Raw genomic sequence first — 23799 nt, 5'->3', positions numbered from 1 at the left:
CGTCCTCGTCGCCCTTCGACACGTTGGGCGAACTCCCACTCGAAATGGCAAGACATGACCTCCCCCGATTCACCTTCGTGACGTTGCCCAACGATACGTCACGCGATCGTCACACCTTTTCGTTGGGCAGGAACAGCATTCACGAGTGAGTCATCAAAGACGTCCAAGTTGCGAACGGCGCAACGCAAAGGGTGTCAGCGCAGCCGAATGCCCGATATGGAATCTCGTGAAAATGCCCAGCGTCGAAAACACAGGCGTCCAGCCTGTCTCCCCCCCTCCCTACTGCCTGCCGGATCGCTCTGCGGGGTTCGAAGCGCCAATCGCTGGGGACCTCGTCGACGTAAGACCTGCCCTTGCCTCACCCGCGCCCCCGGTACCTTCGGAACCTCGTCGTGCTTTACCGGCAGCGACACAACTTCGCTGCGAGTTCGAAGGCGCGCATTGCGCTTTCGCAAACGGACGAGCGCCGAGACGGACACCGTTGCAGGAGAGGGCATTTACGGAGCGTCTGACATCGCTCACGCCGAAAACCCGATTGGGGACTAAGTCCGACACGCCACCCGGCAGGACGTTGGCGCATCATATCGGCGCAGCACGGGTCGACCCAATCCCCCTTACCCGAAACGTCGACGGCGACTCGCTGGCCGCGCTGCTTGCCGAAACGCTGGATCACCTTCCTCGCGTCTGCTCGCATCGCGTTGCGCGTGCGCGAAGCCATGAATCGACAGCCATGTCTCACTCGGGAAGCACTCACAGAGCGCTGCCAGCCGTATCGCAGGCGCAGTTTCTGTCGTGTCTCTCGGAGGCGGGCAAGCGTCGCGATGGCGCGCCTCTCGATGTCGCAGCGTGCCTGACAGCGGCCGGGTTCTCGACGCAATTGTCATCCATCACGCTTAGCGCCGACACCCCGCTGACACACGCTCTGCTCTGCGGCGTGCAGTTTCTCAATTGCACGATCGACTGGTGCTCGTTCAATGCGTCGAGTCTTTCGGGCAGCCAATTCATCGCATGCAATCTGAGGAACGCGTCGTTCATCGATGCCTCAATCGAGAACTGTCTGTTCCGGGACTGCATCATGCGCGAAGTCATGATGGCGTGCGCCTCGCTCGACGGCGTCGGTTTCGAACGGTGCGACCTCGTCATCGGGAGCTTTGAAAACGCGCGAATTCTGAGTTCTCGTTTCGACACGGTCACGATGGCCGGAACCCATTTCCTGAACGCCGAGGTCAGGGACTCGTCGATTCGAAACAGCAATCTGGAGAATTCGGTGTTCTTCGATGTTTTGCGCGATTTCGATGTGGATAGCGACTCTCGCAAGACGGTCGGGACTACCCGGCCGACGGCTGTCCTGCCGGTCGATCCGGCGGATCGCGGCACATCGATTCCCAGAGTCCTCGTGAAGCTCGATCAGGCCGCTGGCATGATCCCGCTGCGTATTGCCATGCGCTCGCCTTCGATAGATCGCAGAAAATTCGATCATGAGATTGGCGTCGCGTTGCAGCGCATCGCGGTGAGTCCGGCGGGCGGCCTCCCGATCCCCCAGCGCCTGCTGCAAACGGTCGACGACGACCCTGAGACATTCGCGCAGTTGGCCAGCATCACGGCAAAGGCGAAAACGTTGAGCGCAAACGTCAATGCCATCGTACTGCCTGGCGGTGAGGATATTCCTTCAGCCTTGTATGGAGAGGAGGAAGACACGCCCCGTTCGGGGAGCGACTACCGTCGTTCTCTGCTGGAGTTGGCGCTACTGCGCGAATCCCTGAATCGGGGTGTTCCCATGATGGCCATTTGCCGTGGCTTCCAGTTGGTCAACGTGTACTTCGGCGCGAAAATGTTGCAAAACGTTGAGGGACAGCGTGGCACGCGAGATTTCAATCTGACGCAGGGCAGCCGAAACGGGATATACGGCGAAGCCATGCGAGAGACGCTTGCCAGCGTGGTGTCGCACCATCAGGCGATCCCCGTATCCGCGCAGTCGCTTGTCGAGCATCTGAAACCCTCTGTCGTACACGAAGGACTGGTCGAGGCGGTTGAAAGCCCTCATGCGGGAGGAGTGCCGGCCCTCATGCTGCAATTCCATCCTGAGTTTTTCAGGACGGAACCCATGTACAGAGCGCCAGAGAGCTTCGTCTCCCGCAGTGAGAGCCTTCCGATGTCTGCGGCCAACCAGATTTTCTGGCAGATATTCTCCGACGCCGCCGGCGCCCACCGCGCGAAGCAAGCGGTTATCCGCGAATTGAAAGGCCCTCGCTCCGTGCCCCCGTCTGCCTCTGCCATCTGACGAACGCAAGCGCAAACGCCAACGCCCCCGGCGTCTTACGACGTCCGGGGGCGTTGTATTTCAGGCTATGCAGCGGCCCGCTTGATCTGACTTAGGCGGCACGCGGTGCGCGATAGCGCTCAAGCCAGTGGGCGTAAGGGGCGGGCAGCACCCACGTCGGGCGCTTCTCGTCGAGTTCGCGCGCAGCGAAGTACGGCCAGTGCGGGTTCGCCAGATGAGCGCGGCCCACCATCACGAGATCCAACTGGCCGTCGGCCACGATACGGTTGGCAACGACAGGATCGTCGATGCCCCAGGCCGATGCCACGGGAATGCCCGCTTCCTTCTTCACGCGCTCCGAAATCGGTGCGAGGAACGGCGTCCCCCACGGAATGTTCGCCTTCCGCGTCGAGAAGCCGACGCTCACGCTCAGCAGATCCAGACCGCCCTCGCGCATCTGACGCGCAAGCGTGATCGATTCGGCCAGCGTTTCTTCGTCGCGGCCATCGTATTCGATGACGCCGAAACGCGCGGTGAGCGGCAGATGCTCCGGCCACACTTCGCGCACGGCAGCCAGGGTCTCCAGCAGGAAACGGCTGCGGCCAGCGAGGTCGCCACCGTAGTTGTCTTCGCGATGATTGGCGTGCAAAGAGAAGAAGCTCTGCGCCAGATAACCGTGGGCAAAGTGCAGCTCGAGCCATTCGAAGCCAGCGGCGAGCGCACGGCGTGCGGCGGCGACGAAGTCTGCCTTCACGCGGGCGATATCGTCAAGCGTCATGGCCTTCGGCACCTTGCCGAGATCGCCGCCGAAGGCGACGGCGGACGGCGAGATCGTCGGCCAGCCGCGCGGGTCGTCTTCACCAATATGGTCGTCGCCTTCCCACGGACGGTTGGCACTGGCCTTGCGTCCCGCGTGGGCAATCTGGATGCCCGGCACCGCGCCATGCGACTTGATGGCCGCGGCGATGCGCGCCATGCCAACGGTCTGCTCGTCGTTCCACAGACCGGTGCATCCCGGCGTAATACGGCCTTCGGGCGACACGGCGGTCGCTTCGACGATCACCAGACCCGCCCCTCCACGCGCCAGGCTGGCGTAGTGGGCGAGGTGCCAGTCGTTGGTCACGCCGTCGACGGCGCTGTACTGGCACATCGGCGGGATCGCAATGCGGTTGCGCAACTTCGCGCTCTTCAGTTCAAACGGGGAAAACAGGGCAGACATGAGGTTTCTCTAATGGGGGGGCATTGTCGGGGCACAGCGGTGCCGGTCGGCGGAGCCTGCGGCTCGGGCCGGTCTTCACGGCATCTCGACCGGTTCGGTCGACGCAAGCAATGGTAGCCCCACATAGCTATAATGGAAACTATCTGCAAATTATAGATTCGATAACACTTCATTATGGTTAATCCCCAGTGGCTCAAATCCTTCGCCACGCTTGCCGAGTTGGGTAACTTCACTCGTACCGCCGACCAGTTGGGGCTGACGCAGGCAGCGGTCAGCCAGCACATCAAGCATCTCGAAGAGGAATTCGGCCCGTTGCTCGTGCGACGCCCGCGTGCCGTGGAACTGACGCCCGCCGGTCAGGCGCTGCTCGTTTATTGCGAACAGGTAGAGTGCGCGGGCCGACACTTGCGCTCCAGCCTCGAGGACGCGAACGAGGAGTGCGGCAACATCAACCTCATCACGCCGGGGAGCATCGGGCTGTATCTGTGTCCGATCCTGCTCGACATGCAACAGGCGAATCCCGCGATGGCCGTGCGTCATCGTTTCGCGCCCGACCGCGAAGTGCTCGAAGGCATTCTTCAGAATCACTTCGAGTTGGGTCTCGTGACGCTGCGCCCCGACGATCCCCGTCTCACGGCGACGCCTTTCACGCAGGAGCCGCTCGAACTTGTGGTGCCCGCTGGTGAGGACGTGCACAAGTGGGAAGATCTCAAGCGCATCGGCTTCATCGATCACCCCGATGGCGAGGCGATGTCGACGCGCTTGCTCAGTCGCCGTTTTCCGGGCAATCCGGGGGTGCAGAGTCTGCCCTGCAAGGGATGCACGAATCAGATCAGCCTGATTCTCGAATACGTCGCACGCGGTCTCGGGTTCACTGTCATCCCGCAGTACGCGCGGCAGGCGTTCGCGTCACAGGATGCCATTCGCGTCGTGGATTGCGGCCCGCCCGTAGTGGACACGCTGTGGCTGATTCATCGCGCAGAGTGGCCGCTGTCGGCACGCGCACAACGGGCGGTCGAGTTGCTGCGCGAGCGCGTCGATGCGCCGCGTCCGCGTGCGTTCGGTGGAGAAAAGGTGTTGCAGCGGGCGAGCGCCTGAGATTCTGCCCGCCCCGCCAACGGCCCCGCTGGCAGGAAGTGCGGCATCGTTGTCATTGCGGGTGTTCGACGGGAATCGGTACGCTGAGAGCCTTCTCGTTGCATTCGCCCTGTCATGCGCTATCCCCGCCTTTTGCTCGCCGCATTGGTCTGCCTCTCCTTCGTGACGGCAGGCGCAGCAGCGGACTCACCTGAAGTCGATGCGGTCCCGCAAGCGCGTCAGGATTTGCTCGCTGCGCTCGCCAACCGACCGAAGGACCCCGTCGTCGCCGTCATGGCGCTCAACGATGGCACCGAGACCACCGATTTCCTCGTGCCCTACGGCGTACTCAAACGAGCGGGCATCGGGCAGGTCGAGGCCGTCGCGGTCGAAGCGGGAGACGTCACGCTGATGCCTGCGTTGCGCATTGTCCCCGACACCACGCTGACCGCTTTCGATGCGCGTTATCCTCGCGGTGCCGACGTCGTGATCGTTCCCGCCATGCACGTCGACAACGATCCTCGTGTGCTGCAATGGCTGCAACGTCAGGCGGCGAATGGCGCGCTAATCGTCGGCATCTGCTCCGGTGCCAAGGTGTTGAGTCAGGCTGGCTTGTTGCGTGAGAAGCGATTCGCGGGCCATTGGTACGATCGCGACGATCTGCGCAAAGACAATCCCACCGCTCGCTATGTGTCGGACGTGCGCTATCTGTATGACGACGGCATCGTCACGACGACCGGCGTCAGTGCGTCGTTACCGCTATCGTTGGCGCTGGTGGAAGGGATTGCCGGAGAGAAGCGTGCAGCAGACGTCGCACGTTCGCTCGGTGTCACCGACTGGTCGGCGCGCCATGCCAGCGCGGGATTCCGGCTCGATGCGTCGAGACTCTGGACGATTGCCAGTCACTGGCTAGCCTTCTGGCGACACGAAACGCTCGCCATTCCCGTCAGCGATGGCGTCGACGACGTCTCGCTCGCGCTGGTGTCCGACGCGTGGTCGCGCACCTGGCGTAGCGAGGCCATCGCCGTGCATGAGGGGACGCGGACCGTCAGAATGGCCAGCGGGTTGCGGCTTGTTCCTCAGATGGACATTTCCGTAACACCGGTGCGCACCATCGCGCTCGCATCCCACACATCGGCAATGGCGAACTTCACGGCAGCGCTCGATGCTATCGGGCAACGGTATGGCGCATCGACGCGCGACCTCGTTGCGCTGTCGCTGGAGTATCCGGACGGCTTGCGCTAGCGCCGGACGCCCCCCCCATCACTGGACCTGCCGATGCGCCGACACCGGCTCGCCAAACGCCTCGCGAAACGCCCGTTGAAGTGCATCGACGCTGCGAAAGCCGCTGCGCTGCGCGATGCGCGCCTGCGTCCACGCCGTCTGCCGTAACAACGATCTGGCGAAATGGACCCGCGCCCGCGTGACGTAACGGGCAGGCGACACACCGGTATCGCGGGAGAACGCCCGGGAGAAATTGCGAGGACTCATGCGGGCGACGGCGGCCAATGCGTCCACACTGAGATCGGCATCGAGATGGCTCTCGATCCATGCGATGACATCTCTCACCGGCGACGTCGCACCCTGCTGCATCGCCAGCGAATGGCTCACTTGCGATTCCGCGCCGCCGCGCAGCACGAACAACGCCAGATCGCGCGCGATATCCATCGCGACATCGCGGCCGAGATCCGCTTCGATCATGCCCAACGCCATGTCGATGCCGGTGGTCACACCGCCCGACGTCCAGAGATCCCCGTCGCGTACGAACACGCGGTCGTGCTGCACGTCGGTGGCGGCGCACATCGATGCCAGCAGATCGCACGCCCGCCAATGTGTGGTCGACTGACGCGCATCGAGCAGCCCTGCTGCCATCAGCACGAACGCCCCGGTGCAGACACTTGCCATGCGACGCACGTGCGGCGCCGCCGAGGCAACCCACTGTTGCGCGCCATCTTCGAGTACGGCGCGGCGCAACGCGTCCTCCTCGCCACCTGCCACGATGATCGTGTCGAAGCCGGACGCAACGTCCAATGACGAGAGTGGCGTCGTATCTGCAATGGCGAGACCCGCGCTCGTGAGGACGTTGCCGCCACGCGGCGAGGCCACCGTCAGACGATAGGCGTGCGGCACCGCCATCGAAGCCTTCGCGAAGGCGCTTGCCGGACCGGTGATATCGATGGCTTCAGCGCCGTCGAACACCACGATGACGACGTGACGACTGATGGTTGGCGCGCCGGAAGACGGCGCGCTGGGAGCACTGGCTGACACGCAATTCCCCTGAGAGACGGGCGCCCCGCCCGCCGGATGGCGTGCATTGTAGCCCTTGCGTGTGGTTCGCCGGTGCTTAATGTCTGCTTAATGCCTGCTTAATGCGTGCTTACTGTGTGCGATGCAACTCGCTTACCGCGCCGCCTGCGTGAACTTGTTGAACGACGTATCGAAGAGGCCGCGCACGTCGAAGCCCTTCGTCAGCGTGCCGGTTTTAACGAAGTCGTCGACGCTCTTCTGCGCCTCGGCAATGGCGGCGTCGGTCAGCGGTTCATACCGAATGCGCGAGGTGCTGAACCATTGATGCGCCAGCTTCGGATCGACGCGCGACTTCGCGGCCCAGACGTCGGCGTAGCGCTCGATGTGCTTCGCGTCCGCCAGCGACCATTCGCGCGCACGTTGATAGCGCTGCACGAAGTCCCCCAGCAATTCGCGCTTGCTGTCGATCACCTTCTGCGTCGTGGACAGATAGCTCTGCGCGGCGATCAGGCCACGTGCCGTCACAACGGTGCGCGCGCCCGCCTGACGCAAGCGTGTCACGTACGGCTCCCACGTCGCCGTCGCATCGACCTTGCCCGCCTGTAACGCGGCGGCCGAATCGACCGACGCCAGATACGAGTACTTCACCGAATCGAGCGGCAGCCCGGCCGACACCAACGCCGCCTGCACCAGTTGCTGCGACCAGCCGCCGCGCGTGATGGCCACCGTCTTACCCTTCAGATCGGCGACCGTCTTGATCTGTGTGTGCGGTCCCGCGAGCAGTACCACGCTGTCCGGACTGTCGCGATAGATGCCGATGACCTTGACCGGCGCCCCCTGCGCGGCGAGGAACAGCACCGGGCCGTCGCCCTGCAACCCAACGTCGAGCGCACCGGCATTCACTGCTTCGACGACCGGCGTGCCTGCGGGAAATTGCTTCCACGAAACGGTATAGGGGGCGTCCTGCAAAGCGCCGGACGCTTCGAAAAGACTCTGCGCGTTGTACGCCTGATCGCCCACGACGAGCACCGGCTTGTCGGCTGCGCGGCTCGAGAACGGCAGGATCGCCGCGACGCTCAGCGCCAGCGCCGCCCCACGACGCAAGCGCGCACGCCACGTCGGCCAGCGGCCTTGCGCACACGCTCGCAGGTCGCGCTTCGCCGAGCGTGCCAGCGTGGCACGCACCATCGCGGCCCGCGACGGAGCGGAGACGTAGAGCCCGAAGGCGATGGCGGACGCCGCAATGAACGCGTCGAGCACGGGACTGACCGGCGGGGCGGCATGAGAGGCAGTGTTCGTCATGGCATGTCGCCGCGCATCGGCGCAGCTTTGAGAGTGGGAGGATGTGCCAGTCTAGGCACGCCCCGGCGCATTCCCAACCATCGATTGGTGCGATCCATAGCCCGTGGCGCGCGAGTTTGCTTATGGCGGTTTGCTTATCTGATTTCGTTGTTTGTGGCGACGTGTGTCGTGCGCCTATCGTTATCGTTTACCGAAATCGAGAGAGCAAGCCCATGACGCAACCTGCCCGCAAACTCCGGCTGGGCGCCTACATGTCGGGTTCCGGCGTGCAGGGCGACAGCTGGCGTCACCCCGACACCGACACGGACGCCGACTCGCAGTTCGCGCGCTACCGACACTACGCGCAAGAGTTGGAGCGCGGTCTGTTCGACGCCCTGTTCTTCTTCGACAACCTCTTCGTGTCGACGGACCCGGTCGCGCTCGCGCACAGCCCGGGCGCGCCGCGCTGGGACCCGGTCGTGCTGCTCGCAGGACTGGCCGGGGCGACGAAGCACATCGGCCTCGTCGCCTCCGTCAGCACCACCTACAGCGAGCCGTACAACGTGGCGCGCGCGTTCGCATCGCTCGACCATCTGTCCGGCGGGCGCGCCGGATGGAATCTCGTAACGTCCACCGGCGGCGGCGAAAACTTCAATCGCGACGATCACGTCGACCACGCGGTGCGCTACGAGCGCGCAAACGAGTTCTATGACGTCGTCACCGGCCTCTGGGACAGCCACGCCGACGACGCCTTCCCACGCGACAAGGCGACCGGCCAGTGGGCCGATCCGTCGCGCATCCGCACGCTCGATCACCGGGGTAAGCACTTCCGCGTGCGCGGGCCGCTCAGTGCGCCGCGTCCGGTGCAGGGCTGGCCGGTCATCGCGCAGGCAGGGTCGAGCGAGGCGGGACGTGAGTTGGCCGCACGTGCGGGCGAACTGCTTTATACGGCGGCACAGGATATCGAGGATGCCCGCGCGTTCTATACCGACGTGAAGACACGTGCGTTGAAGTACGGACGCCAGCCGGAACACATCTTCATCCTGCCGGGTGTCTCGCCCATCGTGGGACGCACGCAAGCGGAAGCGGAAGACCTTTACGACAGCCTGCTGTCGCATCGCGATCCGGCGGTCGTGCTCAATGCGCTGACGAACTATGCGAGCCTCGGCATCGATCTCGGCAGCCTGCCGTTCGACGCGAAGGTGCCGCTGCCCGACCACGTGCCTGAGACGAACTCGCACAAGAGCCGTCAGAAATTGGTGGTGGACTGGATACGACGCGAGCAGCCGACCGTGCGCGAGCTATATACGCGCTTTACCGGGGGCGGACACCGCGTGCTGGTCGGCACACCGGCATCGATTGCCGACGATTTTCAGCACTGGTTCGAGACGGGCGCGGCCGATGGCTTCAACATCATGTTCCCGAGCGCACCCGCAGGCATCACGTCGTTCGTCGATCTGGTGGTGCCGGAGTTGCAGCGACGCGGCCTGTTTCGCACGCAGTACGAAGGCCGCACCTTCCGCGAGAATCTCGGCGTACCGGCAGTGCCCAACCGGTACTTTGCGCCGCGCGACGTTGCATCGGCGGCGCATGCTAGCTCAGTGGATCAACCGGCCGAGACGGCTGCCGCAATCGCCTGACCCACTTCGGTCGTGTTCGCGCGCCCGCCCATGTCGCCGGTGCGCGGACCGTCTTTGATGATCTGCGTGATGGCGGCGAGGATCGTGTCGTGGGCGGCGCGCGTACGCGCATCGCCCCGACCGATGAAGTCGAGCATCATCGCGGCGGTCCAGATCATGCCGATCGGGTTCGCGATGTTCTTGCCCGCGATATCCGGCGCCGAGCCATGCACCGGCTCGAACAGCGACGGGAACTTGCCTTCGGGGTTCAGGTTGCCAGACGGCGCAATGCCGATGGTGCCGGTACACGCAGGCCCCAGGTCCGACAAAATGTCGCCGAACAGATTCGAGGCGACGACCACGTCGAAGCGATCCGGATTCAGCACGAAGCGCGCGCACAGAATGTCGATGTGCTGCTTGTCCCACGTGATGTCGGGATACTTCGCGGCCGTCTCGGCCGCACGCTTGTCCCACCACGGCATCGAGATCGAAATGCCGTTGCTCTTCGTTGCGACCGTCACATGCTTGCGCTCGCGCTGCTGCGCAAGCTCGAATGCGAACTTCAGCACGCGCTCCGTGCCCTGACGCGTGAACACCGACTCCTGCACGACGAACTCACGCTCCGTGCCTTCGAACATCACACCGCCAATCGACGAATACTCGCCTTCGGTGTTCTCGCGCACGATCATGAAATCGATGTCGCCCGCCTTGCGATTCGCGAGCGGCGACGGCACACCGTCGAACAGACGCGCCGGGCGCAGGTTGATGTACTGATCGAACTCGCGGCGGAACTTCAGCAGCGATCCCCACAGCGAAATGTGATCGGGCACCGTCTCGGGCCAGCCCACCGCACCGAACAGAATCGCGTCCACGCCATCAAGCTGCTGCTTCCAATCATCCGGCATCATCTGACCGTGCTGAACGTAGTAGTCGCAGCTCGCCCACTCGATGTGCCGATACTCGACGGGAATGCCGAAGCGCTTGCTGGCGGCGTCGAGCACGCGCAGGCCTTCGGGCATCACCTCTTTACCGATGCCGTCGCCCGGGATCACGGCGATCTTGAACGGACGCTGGGGGCGTTGGGACGCTTCGGTCATGGTCTGTCTCCTGAACGTTTGACGAATGTTGCTAGGTTATTCCATTCCAACGTGGATAAAATCCCCCAATCGGTTAATCCACTATCCACGAATCGTGAATAAACCCCTGCCCGTCAATCCCAATCTCGACGATCTGCGCGTGTTCTGCCAGGTCGCGCGCCGCGCCAGCTTTTCGGCAGCGGCCGAGGCGCTGGGCGTCTCGCCAGCCTACGTGAGCAAGCGCGTGGGCATGCTGGAGGCCGACCTCGGGACACGCCTGCTGCACCGCTCGACACGGCGCGTGGCAATCACCGACGCCGGCGAGCGGGTCTACGCGTGGGCAGAGAAGATTCTCGACGACGTCAGTCATCTGATGGAGGACGTGTCGAGCACGCGTCAGGTGCCGCGCGGCACGCTGCGAGTGTCGAGCAGCTTCGGCTTTGGGCGGCACGTCGTGGCGCCCGCGATGTCCCGGCTCCGTGCGCTGCATCCGCAACTCAATGTCCGGCTGGACCTGTTCGACCGCATCGTCGACGTGGCGGCGGAGGGTTACGACCTCGACGTGCGCATCGGCGACGAGATCGCACCGCATCTCATTGCGCGCAAGCTCGCGGATAACCATCGCGTGTTGTGCGCATCGGCAGCGTATCTGGAAGCGCATGGCACGCCGCGCCAATTGAGCGATCTCGCGGGGCATGCCTGCATCGTCATCAAGGAACGCGATCACCCGTTCGGCATGTGGCGGTTGCAGCAGCGCGGCGAGTCCGTCTCGCTCAAGGTGACGGGGCCGCTCTCGACGAACCACGGCGAAGTCGCGGTGCAGTGGGCGCTCGACGCTCAGGGCATCGTGCTGCGGTCGATGTGGGACGTGGGTGCGCTGATTGCGCGCGGAGAACTGGTGCAGGTGCTGCCGGACGTCACGCAGCCTGCCAATGTCTGGGCGGTGTATCCGTCGCGCGTGGCGTCGTCTGCCAAAGTGCGCGCCTGCGTGGAATTCCTTGCGGGGGAATTCCAGTCGCAGGCGTGAGGCTTACCGTTATTGAAGCGTGAACGTCGCTTGCTGGACGTTCTGCGAATCGAGCCCGATCTGCACGTTGAAGTCGCCCGGCTCCGCCACGTATTGCAGCTTCGCGTTGTAGAACTTCAGCAGGCTCTCGTCGATGGCGAACTGCACGGTGCGCGACTCGCCCGGCTTCAGGTTCACCTTCTGGAAACCCTTCAGTTCCTTGATCGGACGCACGATCGACGCCGCCACGTCCTGCAAGTACAGTTGCACGACCGTCTCGCCTTCGCGCTTGCCGGTGTTGCGCACGGTCACGCTCGCCTCCACCTTGCCGCCGCTCGCCAACGTCTTCGCCGAGAGCTTGACCTTCGACACGTCGAACGTCGTGTAGCTCAAGCCGTAGCCGAATGCGTACAGCGGACCGGCGTCCTCCTCGAAGTATTGCGACGTGTAGTTCGCAGGCTTGCCCGGCGTGAACGGACGGCCGATGCGCAACTGGTTGTAGTACGTCGGAATCTGACCGATGGAGCGCGGGAACGAGATCGGCAGCTTGCCCGACGGGTTGTAGTCGCCGAACAGCACGTCGGCCATCGCATGACCGCCTTCGGTGCCCGCGTACCACGTCTCCAGCATGGCGTCGGCATTGACCTTCGCCCAGTTCAGATCGAGCGGACGGCCGTTCATCAGCACCACGACAAGCGGCTTGCCCGTTGCCTTGAGCGCCTGCAACAACGCCAACTGGCTGCCCGGCAACATCAGGCTCGTGCGGCTCGACGCTTCATGCGACATACCGCGCGATTCCCCCACGGCCACGATCAGCGTGTCGGCGTTGCGCGCGACCTGCACCGCTTCGTCGATCATCTGCTGCGGCGTGCGCTTGTCCTGCACGACTTCCGGATTGTCCCAGTCGAGGAAGTTCAGGTATTCGACCACGCGCGGATCGTCGGTGATGTTCGCCCCGCGTGCGTACGTCACCTGCGCTTTGTCGCCAAGCGTATCGCGCACGCCTTGCAGCAGCGAGACGGCCTGCGCCTGCTTTCCCGCCGCCGACCAGCTGCCCATCATGTCGAGCTTCGAATCGGCGAGCGGCCCGATCACGGCGACCTTGCCCGTCTTCTTCAGCGGCAACGTGTCGTGCCGGTTTTCGAGCAGGACGAGGGACTTGCGCGCGAGATCACGCGCAGCGTCACGGTGCAGACGGTCGTCGGCGTACACATCTTTCGGGTCTTGCGCCGCGTTGCCGATACGACGATAGGGATCCGCGAAGAGGCCCATGTCGTACTTCGCGCCGAGGACTTCGCGCACGGCGTCGTCGATGAAGCGAATCGGCACGTCACCAGATTTCAGGAGATCGGGCAACTGCTTGAGGTACTGCTGATCCGCCATGCTCATGTCGACGCCCGCCTCGATGGCGAGCTTCGCGGCTTCACGGCCATCCTTCGCCACGCCGTGACGCATCAGTTCTTCAATCGCGCCGTGATCGCTCACCGTCACGCCCTTGAAGCCCCATTCGTCACGCAGCAGGTCGCGCAGCAGCCACTTGTTCGACGTCGCGGGCGTGCCGTTCACGGAGTTCAGCGCGATCATCACGCCACCTGCGCCTGCATCGATACCGGCGCGGTACGGCGGCAGATAGTCCTGATACATGCGCATCGGGCTCATGTCGACGACGTTGTAATCGCGTCCGCCCTCCACCGCGCCATACAGCGCGAAGTGCTTCACGAACGCCATCAGGCTATCCGGATTGGCAGACGAGGTGCCCTGAAAGCCCTGCACGCTGGCGCGCGCGCTCTGCGACACCAGATAGGGATCTTCGCCGAAGCCTTCCGAGGTGCGGCCCCAGCGCGGGTCGCGCGAGATGTCGACCATCGGCGCGAACGTGGCGTCCAGACCGTCCGCGCTCGCTTCCTGCGCGGCCACGCGTGCCGCCTGCCTGACGACCGTCATGTCCCAGCTCGACGCGAGGCCGAGGCTGATCGGGAACACAGTGCGATGGCCGTGCACGATGTCGTAAGCAAAGAAGATCGGAATCTTCAGACGGCTTTGCTTGACGGCGGCGTCTTGCAGCGGACGATTCTCGCTGCGCGTGACCGAATTGAACGTGCCGCCCACGCGACCGGCCGCGATTTCCTTGATGAGTTTCGGCTGCGGCATGTCCGCGCCGATGCTGATCAGACGCAGTTGACCGATCTTCTCTTCGAGCGTCATGCGCGCGATGAGATCGTCGACGAAACGTTGCTTGGCGGACGCCGAGGGCATGGCGACGGGAACACCGCCGTTGCTGCCGTTGTCGGAGGCTTGAGCGGCGTTGGCAAAGGCCGGCGCCATCACGGCCCCGGTGGCGAGACTGGCAGCGAGGGCCAGCGCGGAGAACATTGTCATCTGTGAGCGATCCAATGTGGCGCGACGCAAGCCGGGAGCGATGTCGCGGGCATCGGCAAATGCCGACGCGTCGACACCATACCGCCCGGTCCCGTCGTATCAACTGGAGTTATGCCGTGCGGGCCGTCAAAACCGCAGACGCCCCGGATGCATAACGCGAAGTGCGATACTTTGCCACAATTGAAATTTTCTGAGCGATTTCGCTTCGCTATCGGTCGCGCCCTTGCATGACAACAGGCGCCGACCGGCCTACATCGAGCAACACGGGACACGGTGCGTCGCCGCATCCGGGCGTCCCCCAACTACTGGAGAGATTCGTGGTTCAGTTTTCCCCCGCCATGTCCTGGCATCGACGCGCTCGTGCGCTCGTGCCCACGCTCCTGGCCGGTGCCGCCCTGCTGGGTGCCGCGCATGCCAATGCGTTCTCCCTCGACGACGTGACCGCCCGCGCGAAGGCGCTCGCCGACAAGCCCTACGCGGCCCCGGCGAGCAACCTCACACCGGCTTTCGCAAAGATGCAGTTCGGCGACTACATCAAGATCCAGCCGCGCCGCGAAGCGTTCGAATGGAACGACCAGCCAACGGCGTTCAAGCTCGGCTTCTATCATCAGGGCATGCAGTTCAGCACGCCGGTGAAGATCAACGAGATCGTGGGCAGCGGCGCTAACGCGAAGATCGACGAGATCAAGTACGACAGCAAGCGCTTCGATTTCGGCGATCTCAAGCTCGACCGGAGTGCCACGCACGACCTCGGCTATGCGGGCTTTCGTGTGCTCTACCCGATCAACGAACCCGGCAAGCTCGATGAAGTCATGAGCGTGCTCGGCGCGAGCTATTTCCGCGTGATCGGCAAAGGCCAGATCTACGGTCTGTCCGCGCGCGGTCTTGCCATCGACACCGGCCTGCCCATCGCCGAAGAATTCCCGGCGTTTCGCGAGTTCTGGATCGAACGCCCGAACGCGGGCGACAAGCATCTCGTTTTCTACGCATTGCTCGATTCGAAGCGCGCCACGGGCGCTTATCGCTTCGATCTGACGCCAGGCGAGGATTCCGTTCTGAAGGTACAGGCGCGTGTGTTTATGCGCGACAAGGTGACCAAGCTCGGCATCGCGCCGCTCACCAGCATGTTCCTGTTCGGACCCAACCAGCAGCGCGACCCGTACAACTTCCGTCCGGCGCTGCACGATTCGAACGGCCTGGGCATTCACGCGGGCAACGGCGAATGGATCTGGCGTCCGCTGAACAATCCGCGCAACGTCGCCATCAGCCAGTTCCAGGTGACCAATCCGCGCGGCTTCGGCCTGCTTCAGCGGGGGCGCGATTTCTCGCAATACGAAGATCTGAAGGACCGCTACGATCTGCGCCCGAGTGCGTGGGTCGAACCGCAGGGCGATTGGGGCAAGGGACACGTGGAACTGGTCGAGCTTCCGTCGCCGGACGAAACCAACGACAACATCGGTGCGTTCTGGACGCCCGATCAACTGCCGCCCAAGGGCACGCCGTTGCAGGCCGACTACAACATCCGCTGGACGATGAACGAGCGCGGCATCGTCGAGCGCAATCTGGCATGGGTGAAGCAGACGCTGCGCACCGCAGGCGAAATCACGCAGGCCAATCTGATTCGTCACTTCGACGGCAGTACCGGCCTGATCGTGGACTTCGACGGCGGCCCGCTCGCCACGCTGCCGCCCGGCGCGATCACACCGCAAATCAGCGTGAGCGATAACGCCACCATCATCGAGCAGACGCTGCAACCAAATCCGGTCACGCACGGCATGCGCCTGAACCTGCGCGTGATGGTCAAGGACCCGGCCAAGGTCGTCGAACTGCGCGCCGCGCTCGTCTCGGGTGGGAAGGCGATCAGCGAGACGTGGAGCTATCAACTCCCGCCCTTCTCCGTCGCCAAGCAATAAGTTGCATTGATTCTGTCCGTGCGGCGGTGGTCTGCCGCCGCACACCCTACCGCTCCCACCACATCTCCCGCCACAATTAAACAAATACTTACGAGCGGCGTTTTCTCATGTAAAACCCTAGAAACGTCAAATTCGCCTTGCAGTCGACGTCCGTTTCGCGTTTACTGCATGCACGATATTGCATGAATAGCCACCCATCGCAGGACATAGAGGTGGTTTGCTTCTTTGGTGACGGCCTCACGCTGCCCCACTGAAGCTCGGCCTAGCTGCCGCGTGCGTCGGTCATAAAAGAATTCCCAAAGACTCTCCGCGATCCGACGGAGGGCGGATTCGTTTATGGAGACACCCGCATGCGACACATCGACGTACATCATCTGGCCGACGAAGCGCGCTTCAACGGCTATCACGGACGCATCCTGCTCTGGTGCGCACTCATCATCATCTTCGACGGCTACGACCTCGCGGTCGCGGGCATTGCGCTGCCGTCGATCATGAAGGCGATGAATGTCGACGCGACCAGCGCCGGTTTCATGGTCAGCTCCGCCCTCTTCGGCATGATGTTCGGTGCGATCGTGATGGGCATGGTCGCGGACAGCATCGGCCGTCGCAAAGCCATCGCCATCTGCGTGCTGATGTTCTCGCTGTTCACCGCAGCGGCCGGTCTCACGCATGAGCCGATCAGTTTCTCCGTCACCCGCTTTCTGGCTGGCGTCGGCATCGGCGGCGTGATGCCGATTGTCGTGGCGCAGATGACGGAATACTCGCCGCGACGTCTGCGCGGCACGCTCGTCACACTCATGTTCTCGGGCTACTCGGTCGGCGGCATGCTCGCAGCACTCCTCGGCAAGGGGCTGATCGAGTCGTACGGCTGGCAGTCCGTGTTTCTCGCAGCCAGCGTGCCCGCGCTGCTCGTGCCGTTCGCGATGAAAGCACTCCCCGAATCGATGCCGTTCCTCATTCGCCGCGGACGTCTCGACACGCTCAAACAAGTCCTCGGCCGCCTCTCGCCTGACTATGTTGCGCAACCGGGCGATCAGTTCGGGTTGCCAGGCACGGACCGCAAGCAAGCTGCGCCGCTCTCGCGTCTGTTCCAGGACGGTCGCGGCTTCAGCACGGTCATGCTGTGGGTCGCGTTCTTCATGTGCCTGTTCATGGTGTACGCGCTCAGTTCGTGGCTCGCGAAGCTCATGGCCAGCGCCGGTTACAGCCTCGGCTCGGCACTCACGTTCGTGCTCGTGCTGAACTTCGGCGCGATGCTCGGTGCAATCGGCGGCGGCTGGCTCGCAGATCGCTTCAACATCAAATACGTGCTCGTGGGGATGTATGCACTCGCCGCCGTGTCGATCACGTTGCTCGGTGTGAAGGTGCCGACGCCGGTACTGTTCGTACTCGTGGGACTGGCTGGCGCATCGACCATCGGCACGCAGATCGTGACGTACGCCTACGCGGGTCAGTTCTATCCGATGGCAGCGCGCGGCACGGGAATCGGCTGGGCATCCGGTGTGGGACGCAGCGGTGCGATTCTCGCGCCCATCGTGATCGGTGTGCTCGTGAGCATGTCGCTGCCGTTGCAGCAAAACTTTATGGCAATCGCGATTCCCGCCGTCATTGCGGTGATCGCCGTGTTGCTCATCGACCACAAGAAATCGGCGTCGGTGCAGCAGCAGGCCGCGATGCACTCGAAGGGGCGTTCGACGGGATTGGCGAACGGCGCGGGAGAACCTGCGTAATCTCGCGCGTCAAGCGCGGTTCGGGTGAATTTTTGCGCGCAGGCATGACGGCACGGCGACGTGTCGTCATGCGAGAATGCGCGCCGCGGCGGTCACGGGAACGACTGCGGCTTTCGATGTAGCGGCACGCCGAAGCAGGGGCAAACCAATATCGGCAAAGCGTGCGCGCGACACACGAAAAACATTCAACCCGAGCGCCTCAGGCGCCGTTATCCAGATATCCGTCCCAACGGACGATCTGGGGAAGACCAACATGCCGCGTCTCGCTTCGCTGAGTGCTTTCGTGCTGGCCGTTGCCAGCGCTTGTGTTTCCCTCTCCACCGCCGCTGCCACACCCGACGACGCCAGCGTCGTCCAGCTCTCCACCCGGCAGACCATCGCAACGGACGCCGTGTTCAACGGCCATCCGACCGTCGTCGCATCGCTTGGCGCCGATGCGCTGCGCGACGCTCACGGCAGCTTCGGCGTGAACGCCGCCGCCGGTGCGCTCAACGTGCAGTCGAATCAGATCGTGATCGCGCAAGCGAGCCGCGTGTCGATCGACACGACCCAGACGATCCGCAATGCGGCCACGGTGACGGGCGCGATGAACGCGTCGCTCGGCGAGTGCGCGCTGATGGGTGCCGCAGGCAACATCGGCGTGAACGTGGCGGCAGGTATCGCGAACGCGCAGTCGAACGCGCTGGCGATTCACTGACGCCACGCGTTGGCGCTTTACCGTCACCACCGTCGCTATGTCGCTATATCGCCGTGGTGCGCTGCGCACGCATTGCGTCGTCGGGACGCTGACGTCAGCCCTCTGCCGGGAACTGCGCTTGCAGATTCCGGAGCCAGCGCGCTACGACGCGCAGCTCGGCTTCGGTGAAACCGTCGTGTAACAGGTCGTTGAGTTCGGCCAGCACTTCGCGCGCACGTGCGATGGCTTTGTGACCGGCGGCGGTGATGCGCAGACGCGTAGCACGGCCATCGTTGGCGTCGGCCCAGCGTGTGAGCAGACCGGCGACGACCATACGGTTCGCCAACCCGGTCATGGATGAGGGGGAGAGTTGCAACGCTGCGCCGACTTCGCCGACGAGCGCGTCCTCATGATGCAGCAGGTAAAAGAGCACGCCCGCCTGCGCGGCGCTCACGCCCGCGTTCTCGGATGAGCGCGCGTCGATCCACTGCTGCACTCGACGTTGTCCGACATTGAGCAGGAAGAACAGGCGTCGGTCGGCCGCTTCGGTCGTCGACTTGCTTTGCCTCACAGTTTTTTCGGTCGCAGGGGACGCCTGGCGTTTGGGCATGCCGTCTCGTCAGTCTGAAGGATTCGGGATCAAGGGATTGCGGGCGATCCTGCCGTCGTACGTCGACACATCCGCTCCCGTGCGACGCTCCCCGGCATTCACTGCGCCCGTCGACAACAACCAGTCGATGGTGTCCGGCCATGCAAATGCGCCGGAACGCTGGCGGAAGTATCCCATATGCCCGATCGATCCGGTGTCCGAAAGACTTGCCGAAATCTCCCGGCGCGTCACGCTCGCGTGACGAAGCCGTGATACGAGCATGTCGATGCCCAAGATCGTCGTCGACACCGAGTGAGAGGATCGGCGTGCGCACGCGGGCAAAACGAGCGTCGGCATCCAGCGACGGATCGTCGAAGAAGTAGTTCGGCAATCTCGTCCAGCCACTCCATTCGAGCAGAACGTCTTTCGGCAGGTCCTCACCGATGCCGAGGTGGCTGCCCGGCATATAACCCACGAGACGCGCGAGCGGCGGTGCGAGCCAATGCATCAGCAATGTCACGCGTATGCGTTCGCGACGGTTCGTCACCACGCGCATCGCCCCCGCATGCGACGCCACCTGAACCGCTGCGCGCAGCAGGTTCGAGCTTTCGCACAATCCGATGGCGTGACCGCCGAAGCTATGACCTACGGCATAAAGCGGCAGCGACGGGTAATGAGTACAAGCCCAACGCGTGACGCCCTCGGCATCCAGATCGGCCCAGTCGCGCATACGCGCCTGAAATCCTCTGAGCGAAGACGGACGCGATCCGTCAATGCCCCGATAGCTGTAGGTGACGGCAATCAAACCACGCTCGGCGACGTATTTCGCAAACGCGAAGTAAAGCCGCTCAGGTACGGCCGTCGCCGGGTGCACCAGCACAAGGCCCTTCGCGGGTAATGCCTCGGGATACCAGACATGCGCGCCGAGCGGATAACCGTCGACAGCAGGAATCTCAGCAGCAAGTGACGTCATGATACGGCTCCCCGGCACTCGCATGTCCGGGGGGATGTGCAGCACCTTTCAGTAACCTATTTCCAAGTCACACATAGTTCGCACACGAAGTATATTTTAATTTTTATTTCGTGCACGAAATAAATTAGAGGGGGACGTCTGCGCAACGCACCCTCAACGAATCTGAGGCAATGAAAAACGGGAACCGAAGTTCCCGTGTTTTATTCAAGTTCGCGCCTGTTGTGCGATTGTCACCGCACCTATCACTGCACGCCCGCCAGACACGCTGTCGACAACGCCGACTTCACGCGTTGCGAGAACGCAGGCCAGCGGCACGCCCTGGCGTGCGGTCCGTCGTTGCAATCGGGCAGCGCGAGGGCGACGCGCTTCGCCGGTTCATCCAGCGACAGCGACGTCAGTTGACGCAGTTGCTGCATCGACTGATACACCAGTTCCACGCGAACGAACGGTTCGCCCGCCGGATTGCGCCACAGCGAGAAAACGAGTGCGCCGTCGGGCGGCGTGTTGTCCGGCTGGCCCGGCAGTTGCCAGTCGAGCTTCAACATGCCTGCGAGGTTGGCGAGATTAGTGTCGTGTCCCGTCAGCACGAAGACGCGATTGCCCGTCGGCAGCGCCGGGCCGCGTACGGCGGTCGTTGGCGTTGCACTCGTCGCTTCGGCGCGCGTGAGTGCGTCGAGCACGGTCGCGAGCAGCGGCGTGCCGTTCGTCGCGGCGAGATACGGCGTCTTGTTCAGCAGGTCGCGCTGCGCGTTGTGCGCTTCGAGCAGCAGCGTCCAATCCTTGTCGTCGCGAATGCGTCCCCACGCCACCTGATTGTCAGGCAAGCCTTCGGCCGCTTGCAGCAAGAAAACTTCCGACGCCTTCGCCGCGCTGCCCAACGCGCCACGCAGCGTTACACCGCTGCCGTCGCCTTCGACACGCAGACGTGTCGGCACTTCCTCCAGCTTGCATCCGCCCGGCGCGCCGCAGGCGGGACTGTGCGCATAGTCGAGCACCTCGCCCATGCGCGCGAGTGTTGCGCGGTAACGCTTGTTCAGACCTGCGACGCCCTCCGGCGCCAGACGCGACTCGATGGCCCCACGCGCCGCGCCCGGATCGAGCGGGCAATCGCCTGCTGCGACCGGCTGAAAGACGGCGTCATACGTCGTGAGATCGGTCTGGTGCGACGTGCGCATGTCGCACCCCGGTGCGATGCCTTGCAGCAACGCATTCCCGGATTCGCGCGTGCGCTGATCGATGTCGGCCCATCCGTAGACAGCGCCGGGGGCCGGACAGGCATTCTCCGGCAGTACGCGCCGCGCGCGCAGCCAGTCGCCGTAGTAACGGCCCATGCGCTCGGACAGCGAACCGCCGCGTGCCGTCAGATAACCGGCGGGCACCGGCCAGCCGGGCCAGGCGTCCGGGCTAAGTTTGTCCAGTGGGGGATGGGCGTGAGTCGGGGATCGTACACCGTGCCGGCTCACGATCACGGTGGAGACGAGTGTCCAGTCGGCGGGCATGCCGTCGATGCGGACGGCAGATTCAGGCGGTTTCGCGGGGCCGGGCTGCTGCTGCGTCGGGGTCGTGCAGGCGCTCAGTGCACCTACGACGCTCAGCGCGACGATACATGTCCGCCACCGCGCGCCGTGGCGCGTGAGTCCCCTGAGTCGCCTGAGCCACCGGCGGGCCGGAACACGCTTATTGAAAACGTCGGGAGATCGAACGGGCTCACGGGTCATCGCGCGGGTCATGGCAGCAGTCATGGCAACAGGTCGGGGTGGCAGGGAAAAACGAGGGAAACGAGGGGAACGGCGAGAGCGCGGGTGGCGCTGACGTTCATCTTACCGTGCGTGCGCGTCTCCTCGGCGACCATCTGCCCGGCGTGGCGGAAATACGTCGCCGTAGGCCGAACGACTACGCCGACGCCTCGTCCATGCGCCCCACCGCGCCGAAACGCCACGACAACCGATGCGCGGCAGCCCGCAGCGCTTGCGAGGGGGCGGCGTCAAACGCGGTTTCGAAACTGCCCGTCGACCCCATCAGCGCGAGCACCAATGTCACCTCGCCGGTGTGATCGAACACCGGCACCGCAATCGTATCGATACCGGGCACCGGATTGCTCAGCGCCGTATCGAATCGCTGCTCGCGAATCCCGCTCAGACGCGCGCTGTAGTCGGCAGAGGGTTTCCCCGCGCGCGCCTCCGCGCCCAGGCCGGCCATGCGCACCGGCTCCTGCGCGAGCAAACCGTCGAGCACGGCCCGGGGCAGAAAGGCGGCAAACGTGCGGCCGATGGCCGTGTTCACCAGCGAGAGTACGGTGCCGATGCGCAAGCTCACGTGCTGCGGACGCATCGCCTCTTCAAGACGCACGACCGTCGGTCCCACCGGCCCCAGGACCGCCATCGCGGCCGACAGCCCTGTCGCCTGCGCTAGCGCCAGAATTTCCGGCTCGGCTTCGCCCGTCGGCGACAGCCGCTGCAACGCCATCAGCCCGAGATCCAGACTCAGCGCGCCCGCTTCGAAATTGCCGTTTTCGTCACGCGAGAGCAGGCCCGCCCGCTGTAGGCTGACGAGATGCGGGTGCGCCTTCGCAGCCGCCATTCCGGCTTCGCGCGCGAGCGCGTTGAGCGGCAGCGGACGTCCCGCCGCCACCAGCGCCTCAAGCAACACGCCCGTGCTCTCCAGCGCCTGAATGCCGCGTTGCGGCTTGGCGATACCGCTTCCCATCTCGTCCTTTTCCATCTGGGGTTCGCTACGGTTCCGGGTCGCGCTCATGCCGCCCCCTCGCCGTCGCCGCCCGAGGTCCCGATCTGCGCTGCGATGGCGGCGGCCGTCGCCCGCAAGGCGTTCGCGGCGGCACCGTCCCACGCAACGTCGAGCGCCGCCGTCGGACCGATGGCCGTCAGCGCGAGGCGCAAATGCCCACTGGCATCGAACACCGGCGCACACAGGCTACTCACCGATGGGCTGGGCGTATTCACGCTGCGCGACATGCCGTGCTCGCGCGTCTCGTCGAGCAAGGTGTCGAAGCGCGCCCGCTCTGCCGCGTCGCCCGCCATCTGTTCGTGCCACGCCGGGGACCATTGCGTCTGTGGCGTGAAGGCGCAGAACGCGCGGCCGGTCGACGTCGTCGTCAGCGACATGACCGAGCCCACATGCAAGTTCACATGCAACGGGAACGCCGCCCGCTCGAAATGCACGACGACCGGCCCTTGCGGCGCGCAGGTGCAGATTGCCACGCAGAAGCCCGTCTCGCGCGCCAGCGCCATCACGCGCGGCACGGCGGCGCGGTAGGCCGGATCGTTTTCGAGATGCAGGAGCGCGAGGCGCAGCGTCATCGGCCCCGGCGCGTAATCGCCGGACATGGGATCACGCTTGAGCAAACCCAGCCGCGTGAGACTCACCAGATACGGATGCGCCTGTGCGGGCGGCAGCCCTGCGAGCGTGGCGATATCGCCGGGGCTCAGCGGGCGGCGCGCCTGCGCCAGCGCCTGAAGCACGCGCGCCGCGACATCCACGCTTTGCACGCCACGCGAACCACGGCCGGGCTGGCCTGCCGCCTGCGCACCGTCAGTCGCGTCGGTCGGGCTGTCCATCGGAATTCGATTCATGCAGTTTCGGGAGCTGCGCTCCCTCGAGAAAATGGCCTAGATTTTAAACGGGTAGGCAGCGAGATTCCCGGACATTTACCGAATGCCACAGGGTTAACCCGCGCCGAAAACCCGCCTCGATCACTCACGCCGCAACATTAGCAAATAACAATCAGATTTGTCAT

Annotated in this window: 18 protein-coding genes; 8 read left to right on the top strand and 10 right to left on the bottom strand. The window is 64.1% G+C overall.

Features of this window, described 5'->3' with window-relative positions; translation table 11 throughout:
• Window positions 1-571 precede the first annotated feature (571 nt).
• A complete protein-coding gene (locus MB84_RS03770) occupies window positions 572-2281 on the top strand; it encodes a gamma-glutamyl-gamma-aminobutyrate hydrolase family protein (RefSeq protein ID WP_169834979.1) in 1710 nt (569 codons plus the stop codon).
• Between the two features lie 91 nt (window positions 2282-2372).
• Here the strand turns inward: MB84_RS03770 and MB84_RS03765 are convergent, their stop codons facing one another.
• Entirely contained in the window at window positions 2373-3479 is a 1107-nt protein-coding gene (locus MB84_RS03765; RefSeq protein WP_046290810.1) for an NADH:flavin oxidoreductase/NADH oxidase, read from the bottom strand.
• A gap of 174 nt (window positions 3480-3653) precedes the next feature.
• Between MB84_RS03765 and MB84_RS03760 the strand changes: the two genes are divergently transcribed.
• Together MB84_RS03760 and MB84_RS03755 are read left to right on the top strand one after the other, a co-directional pair.
• On the top strand, window positions 3654-4577 hold the full coding sequence (locus MB84_RS03760) for a LysR family transcriptional regulator (protein WP_046290809.1): 924 nt from the start codon (window positions 3654-3656) through the stop codon (window positions 4575-4577).
• A 114-nt stretch (window positions 4578-4691) separates the two neighbouring features.
• Entirely contained in the window at window positions 4692-5801 is a 1110-nt protein-coding gene (locus MB84_RS03755; RefSeq protein WP_052652924.1) for a DJ-1/PfpI family protein, read from the top strand.
• A gap of 18 nt (window positions 5802-5819) precedes the next feature.
• Here the strand turns inward: MB84_RS03755 and MB84_RS03750 are convergent, their stop codons facing one another.
• Together MB84_RS03750 and MB84_RS03745 are read right to left on the bottom strand one after the other, a co-directional pair.
• Window positions 5820-6824 carry a GlxA family transcriptional regulator gene (locus MB84_RS03750; RefSeq protein ID WP_084009593.1) on the bottom strand — a complete coding sequence of 335 codons (1005 nt, stop codon included), beginning with the start codon at window positions 6822-6824 and terminating at the stop codon, window positions 5820-5822.
• Between the two features lie 132 nt (window positions 6825-6956).
• Window positions 6957-8105, bottom strand: a complete 1149-nt coding sequence (locus tag MB84_RS03745) for an ABC transporter substrate-binding protein (RefSeq protein ID WP_084009592.1) — start codon at window positions 8103-8105, stop codon at window positions 6957-6959.
• Between the two features lie 212 nt (window positions 8106-8317).
• Here MB84_RS03745 and MB84_RS03740 point away from each other — a divergent pair, with 212 nt between their 5' ends.
• A complete protein-coding gene (locus MB84_RS03740) occupies window positions 8318-9724 on the top strand; it encodes an LLM class flavin-dependent oxidoreductase (RefSeq protein ID WP_046290808.1) in 1407 nt (468 codons plus the stop codon).
• On the opposite strand, the gene MB84_RS03735 is transcribed toward MB84_RS03740, so the two are convergent.
• Complete coding sequence (locus tag MB84_RS03735) at window positions 9691-10800, bottom strand: tartrate dehydrogenase (RefSeq protein WP_046290807.1); 1110 nt, start codon at window positions 10798-10800, stop codon at window positions 9691-9693. The genes MB84_RS03740 and MB84_RS03735 overlap by 34 nt on opposite strands.
• Window positions 10801-10906: 106 nt before the next feature.
• Here MB84_RS03735 and MB84_RS03730 point away from each other — a divergent pair, with 106 nt between their 5' ends.
• The gene (locus tag MB84_RS03730; protein ID WP_157122861.1) at window positions 10907-11806 is read left to right on the top strand and encodes a LysR family transcriptional regulator; all 900 of its coding nucleotides are present in this window, start codon (window positions 10907-10909) and stop codon (window positions 11804-11806) included.
• A gap of 9 nt (window positions 11807-11815) precedes the next feature.
• Here MB84_RS03730 and bglX read toward each other — a convergent pair whose 3' ends face one another.
• Window positions 11816-14158: a beta-glucosidase BglX gene (bglX, locus tag MB84_RS03725; RefSeq protein ID WP_046290805.1), complete on the bottom strand. Its 2343-nt coding sequence runs from the start codon at window positions 14156-14158 to the stop codon at window positions 11816-11818.
• A 344-nt stretch (window positions 14159-14502) separates the two neighbouring features.
• Between bglX and MB84_RS03720 the strand changes: the two genes are divergently transcribed.
• From MB84_RS03720 to MB84_RS03710, 3 genes are all read left to right on the top strand, one after another.
• Window positions 14503-16077 (top strand): glucan biosynthesis protein G, encoded by a 1575-nt coding sequence (locus tag MB84_RS03720; RefSeq protein WP_046290804.1) that lies wholly within the window; start codon window positions 14503-14505, stop codon window positions 16075-16077.
• A 350-nt stretch (window positions 16078-16427) separates the two neighbouring features.
• Entirely contained in the window at window positions 16428-17807 is a 1380-nt protein-coding gene (locus MB84_RS03715) for an MFS transporter (protein WP_046290803.1), read from the top strand.
• A 253-nt stretch (window positions 17808-18060) separates the two neighbouring features.
• The gene (locus MB84_RS03710; protein WP_052652922.1) at window positions 18061-18504 is read left to right on the top strand and encodes a hypothetical protein; all 444 of its coding nucleotides are present in this window, start codon (window positions 18061-18063) and stop codon (window positions 18502-18504) included.
• Window positions 18505-18598: 94 nt separating this feature from the next.
• Here MB84_RS03710 and MB84_RS03705 read toward each other — a convergent pair whose 3' ends face one another.
• The 5 genes from MB84_RS03705 to MB84_RS03685 form a co-directional block, all read right to left on the bottom strand.
• Window positions 18599-19054, bottom strand: coding sequence for a MarR family winged helix-turn-helix transcriptional regulator (locus MB84_RS03705; protein WP_046293374.1), 456 nt, complete (start codon window positions 19052-19054; stop codon window positions 18599-18601).
• Window positions 19055-19102: 48 nt separating this feature from the next.
• Window positions 19103-19366: a hypothetical protein gene (locus MB84_RS30700; protein WP_211279340.1), complete on the bottom strand. Its 264-nt coding sequence runs from the start codon at window positions 19364-19366 to the stop codon at window positions 19103-19105.
• A 921-nt stretch (window positions 19367-20287) separates the two neighbouring features.
• Window positions 20288-21544, bottom strand: coding sequence for a histidine-type phosphatase (locus MB84_RS03695; protein WP_052652920.1), 1257 nt, complete (start codon window positions 21542-21544; stop codon window positions 20288-20290).
• A 394-nt stretch (window positions 21545-21938) separates the two neighbouring features.
• Window positions 21939-22799 carry an IclR family transcriptional regulator gene (locus tag MB84_RS03690; protein ID WP_084009590.1) on the bottom strand — a complete coding sequence of 287 codons (861 nt, stop codon included), beginning with the start codon at window positions 22797-22799 and terminating at the stop codon, window positions 21939-21941.
• Window positions 22796-23635, bottom strand: a complete 840-nt coding sequence (locus tag MB84_RS03685) for an IclR family transcriptional regulator (protein ID WP_052652918.1) — start codon at window positions 23633-23635, stop codon at window positions 22796-22798. Before MB84_RS03685 ends, MB84_RS03690 begins: the two co-directional genes overlap by 4 nt.
• Window positions 23636-23799 lie beyond the last annotated feature (164 nt).

It is taken from the genome of Pandoraea oxalativorans, from assembly GCF_000972785.3.
In the GTDB taxonomy this organism is placed as follows: Bacteria; Pseudomonadota; Gammaproteobacteria; order Burkholderiales; family Burkholderiaceae; genus Pandoraea; species Pandoraea oxalativorans.
The sequence above is the reverse complement of the archived record's forward strand: the minus strand, read 5'-3'. Positions and strand labels throughout refer to the sequence as shown.

Coding starts and splice junctions, on each gene's coding strand:
- MB84_RS03765 (WP_046290810.1), bottom strand. CDS start 3,479: ATGTCTGCCCTGTTTTCCCCGTTTGAACTGAAGAGCGCGAAGTTGCGC.
- MB84_RS03760 (WP_046290809.1), top strand. CDS start 3,654: ATGGTTAATCCCCAGTGGCTCAAATCCTTCGCCACGCTTGCCGAGTTG.
- MB84_RS03755 (WP_052652924.1), top strand. CDS start 4,692: ATGCGCTATCCCCGCCTTTTGCTCGCCGCATTGGTCTGCCTCTCCTTC.
- MB84_RS03745 (WP_084009592.1), bottom strand. CDS start 8,105: ATGACGAACACTGCCTCTCATGCCGCCCCGCCGGTCAGTCCCGTGCTC.
- MB84_RS03740 (WP_046290808.1), top strand. CDS start 8,318: ATGACGCAACCTGCCCGCAAACTCCGGCTGGGCGCCTACATGTCGGGT.
- MB84_RS03735 (WP_046290807.1), bottom strand. CDS start 10,800: ATGACCGAAGCGTCCCAACGCCCCCAGCGTCCGTTCAAGATCGCCGTG.
- bglX (WP_046290805.1), bottom strand. CDS start 14,158: ATGTTCTCCGCGCTGGCCCTCGCTGCCAGTCTCGCCACCGGGGCCGTG.
- MB84_RS03720 (WP_046290804.1), top strand. CDS start 14,503: ATGTCCTGGCATCGACGCGCTCGTGCGCTCGTGCCCACGCTCCTGGCC.
- MB84_RS03715 (WP_046290803.1), top strand. CDS start 16,428: ATGCGACACATCGACGTACATCATCTGGCCGACGAAGCGCGCTTCAAC.
- MB84_RS03710 (WP_052652922.1), top strand. CDS start 18,061: ATGCCGCGTCTCGCTTCGCTGAGTGCTTTCGTGCTGGCCGTTGCCAGC.
- MB84_RS03695 (WP_052652920.1), bottom strand. CDS start 21,544: ATGCCCGCCGACTGGACACTCGTCTCCACCGTGATCGTGAGCCGGCAC.
- MB84_RS03690 (WP_084009590.1), bottom strand. CDS start 22,799: ATGAGCGCGACCCGGAACCGTAGCGAACCCCAGATGGAAAAGGACGAG.
- MB84_RS03685 (WP_052652918.1), bottom strand. CDS start 23,635: ATGAATCGAATTCCGATGGACAGCCCGACCGACGCGACTGACGGTGCG.